The sequence below is a fragment of the Vibrio sp. RM-69-4 genome (assembly GCF_024743775.1).
In the GTDB taxonomy this organism is placed as follows: domain Bacteria; phylum Pseudomonadota; class Gammaproteobacteria; order Enterobacterales; family Vibrionaceae; genus Vibrio; species Vibrio anguillarum.
In genome coordinates this window covers 1-3,816 of record NZ_JAMQXI010000040.1, presented here as the reverse complement: position 1 = coordinate 3,816, position 3,816 = coordinate 1, and the positions used below count along the sequence as shown (strand labels likewise).

The 3,816-nt window shown below is 41.6% G+C and carries 2 protein-coding genes; both read left to right on the top strand.

What is annotated here, in order from left to right; genetic code table 11:
* Positions 1 to 299 precede the first annotated feature (299 nt).
* Positions 300 to 812 carry a GNAT family N-acetyltransferase gene (locus tag NB504_RS06400; RefSeq protein WP_258428513.1) on the top strand — a complete coding sequence of 171 codons (513 nt, stop codon included), beginning with the start codon at positions 300 to 302 and terminating at the stop codon, positions 810 to 812.
* A 157-nt stretch (positions 813 to 969) separates the two neighbouring features.
* Positions 970 to 2,172 (top strand): DUF3800 domain-containing protein, encoded by a 1,203-nt coding sequence (locus NB504_RS06395; protein ID WP_081245506.1) that lies wholly within the window; start codon positions 970 to 972, stop codon positions 2,170 to 2,172.
* Positions 2,173 to 3,816: the final 1,644 nt, after the last annotated feature.

The following is a 3,816-nucleotide window of genomic DNA, read 5'->3' as shown; positions in this document are numbered from 1 at the left end:
CTTAGAAGCTCGTCAGTTTTGCTGTTATTTCTTCTTTGCCAAGTGCGTTTCGTGGGTTAGGTTTTAGTTTCTCAGTTGTCCGTTTTACTTTGTCGCTTGAAAACAATAATGTGTTTCAAATTAGGCCGTTGGGTCGTAAATCTCCGGCTAAAGTGCAGCAGCTAACAAACGGCTCAAGAGGGATTGCCAACGCGTGGCGGCTTTAGTGCAAAATTGCAGTTCAGTGTTTAAGTGTGTTTTTTGAGTTCGGCGGTGCGTTGTCAACCCCTTAGCCGGGCGTTATGTGAATGGAGCTCATCTTGAAAATATCAGTCGTCAAAAGTGGTGAAATTGAGGCGTATGAAGCGTCACTTAATGCACATCTAAACTCAGTTTTTGGTCAAGATTCTACAGTCAATTTTAACCAAGAATTTGTTTGTGCAGTTATCATTGAAGACGACAGTCAGATTGTTGCTACTGGCTTTGCTTATAGCCGGTTAATGTCACAGGGCCCCATCAAATTCAAAGCGGGCATAGTTGGCGGTATAGCAGTTGCAGCAAATAAGCGTGGTCTGGGTTTAGCCAAGGTTATCGTAAAAGAGTTGGATAAATACTTGGTGTCTTTTGACGTAACTCATTCTTTTCTCTTCGCTTATGAGCCAGATGTATATCGAAGTTCAGGGTATTCAGAGTTAGTTTGTCCTATTCATTACTACGATATACAGCAGAAAAATTGGAACGAGTTTGTCTACCGTGGAGGCATGGTTAAGACTTACAATGTTGGTCACGCTCTAAGCAATCAAATCATTGAGTTTAATGGTTGTGTGTATTGAGCGCGCTGGAAAAATTCACATAACAAGGCGTTTAAGAGGGATTCATGCCGCGTGGCATTTTTTGTACGCGGTGAGTTTTGGTGGTGAAAGTGGTCTGCGGAAGGTTGGTTTATGCGGCATTCACCCCTTAACGCAGCGTTAACTGGCAGGAGTAAAAATGAGCAAAAATAGCAAACAAAAAAGAATGCAAAAGCAAGCTAAAGCGAAAAAGGTAGCGAACCAAAAGGCTGAAGCTACTCGTAGAAAGCAAAGCTTAATTCCTACTATCTATTTCGATGAGTCGGGGAACACGGGTTCAAATCTACTGGATAATGACCAACCAGTATTTACGTTGGCTAGTTGTGATTTTCCCCAGAAAGAAGCCGACAGACTTCTTCAGTTGATAGGCTCTCGCGCAGAGAGTGAACTTCATTTCAAAAGGCTTAAACGAAACAAAGCAGGTCAAGATGGCATTATCCGAATGTTGCGTGATCCAGCGGTCAACCCTACTAGTGTGAAGATGAATGTTTTCTTAAAACGATTTATGGTCACATCAAAAATTGTAGACTTATTGATTGAACATATGTTGCACCTTAGAGGAGTTGACTTATATGTAAACGGTCAAAATATCGCCTTGTCAAATATGTTGTTCATTTGTTTACAGTCATTCTGCTCCGAAGATTTAGTTGATGAAATGTATAAGCTATTTGTCAACATGATTAAGGAACAAACGCCAGCTTCAATTGAAGCATTTTACTCAAGCGTTGAATTGGTTAAGGCGTCATCTTCAAGCGAAGGCTTTAAGTCTGATATTGATCAGATTCTTGAAACTAAACAGGTAATTGATAGCGCACTGGCGAACATAGACAAATCAGCACTTGATCCGTCAATTCCTGCTTTATTTACACAATGTATTCAATGGGGTAAAGAGTATCCTAAAGGCTTCCATTTAGTTCACGATGACTCTCATAGCATTGAAAAACAAAGAGAGATGTTCGCTATGCTCATGGATTGGACTCAGGAAAATGTAGAACTGGGGTATGATCGCCGTAAGTTTGACTTGCCGCTAAAAGGTAAGTCCCTCAAGTTTGCTGACTCAAAGAAACACAAACAAGTACAAGTTGCGGACATTATTGCAAGCTCATTTGCGTATTGGGCCGCGGGTGTGTCTAGAGGTGAAACGGAGGATTACTTCTTCCTAGAGTTAGATAAATTGAATCTAGATCGCTTTATTGGACACAATAAAATTTGGCCGACTGCTGATGTTGACCCTAAAGATTTAGGCACAGTTCACGATGGTGGTTTAAATGCAGCAAATCATATGCCGGAGTTTTTAGCTCAATCAATTCCTAATCCAAGGGTTGCAGAAGCAGCCAGTTAACAAAGCATTTAAGAGTGATTCGCAACGCTTGGCATTTTCGCTTCGCTCAAGTATAGCCAAGCGCCGCTCACACCTTAATGCGACGTTATGCAACTCAGGTAAATTTAGGGGTTCAATCTTTTGGGATTTCTCCTGCTATTCGTTTTGTGTTGTCGGCAAATAAGCATTTTAACCCTCAAATTCGTGGTTAACTTAAACCGTAAAACAGGCAAGGTTCTTTGTTTGCCTCAATGAGTTTTGGTGCTGGTTTGTTGCCAATTCAGCGTGCGCAAAGTGTGGAAAGGGTAAGTTTATCGAGCATTTTGTACTTGCTGAAGATTTCGCCCGTTGAACTTGTCTGTTCCAAAAGCTTGGTTTGTTGCTGAAAGGTGAGCTTTGTTTTGGCAGCTTATTTATCGCAGTTCTTACTTGGGTTGATTCTTGAATCACTCAACCATTGCAATCGTGGCTTTTGGTCGTGTAAATTCGGTTTATCTCATTGAATTTGCATAACAAACGGCTCAAGAGGGATTGCCAACGCTTGGCGATTTTAGTGCAAAATTGAAGTTCAGTGATTATAGTGTGTTTTTTAAGTTCGGCGGTGCGTTGTCAACCCCTTAGCCGGGCGTTATGCAACTCAGGTAAATTTAGGAGTTCAATCTTTTGGGATTTCTCCGGCTGTTCGTTTTATGTTGTCGGCAAATGAGCTTTTTCACCCTAAAATTCGTGGTCAACTCAAACCGTAAAACAGGCAAATTTCTTTGTTTGCCTCAATGAGTTTTAGCGTTGGCGCGTTGTAAATTCAGTGGGCACAAAGTGTGGAAAGGGCAAGTTTATCGAGCATTTTGTACTTGCTGACGTTTTCGCTCGTTGAGTTTTCCTGACACAAAAGCTTGGTTTGGTGCTGAAAGGTGGACTTTGTTTTGGCGGCTCATTTATCACAGTTCTTGCTTGGGTTGATTCTTGAATCACTCAACCATTGCAATTGTGGCTTTTGGTCGTGTAAATTCGGTTTATCTCATTGAATTTGCATAACAAACGGCTCAAGAGGGATTGCCAACGCATGGCGGTTTTAGTGCAAAATTGAAGTTCAGTGTTTTCAGTGTGTTTTTTGAGTTCAGTGGTGCGTTGTCAACCCCTTAGCCGGGCGTTATGCAACTCAGGTAAATTTAGGAGTTCAATCTTTTAGGATTTCTCCAGCCATTCGTTTGGTGTTGTCGGCAAATGAGCTTTTTTACCCTCAAATTAGTGGTTAACTTAAACCGTAAAACAGGCAAGGTTCTTTGTTTGCCTCAATCAGTTTTAGCGCTGACGCGTTATAAATTCAGTGGGCGCAAAGTGTGGAAAGGGCAAGTTTATCGAGCATTTTGTACTTGCTGAAGTTTTCGCTCGTTGAGTTTTCCTGACATAAAAGCTTGGCTTGTTGCTGAAAGGTGGACTTTGTTTTGGTGGCTCATTTATCACAGTTCTTGCTTGGGTTGATTCTTGAATCACTCAACCATTGCAATTGTGGCTTTTGGTCGTGTGAATTCGGTTTATCTCATTGAATTTGCATAACAAACGGCTCAAGAGGGATTGCCAACGCGTGGCGACTTTAGTGCAAAATTGCAGTTCAGTGTTTACAGTGTGTTTTTTGAGTCCGGCGGTGCGTTGTCAACCCCTTAG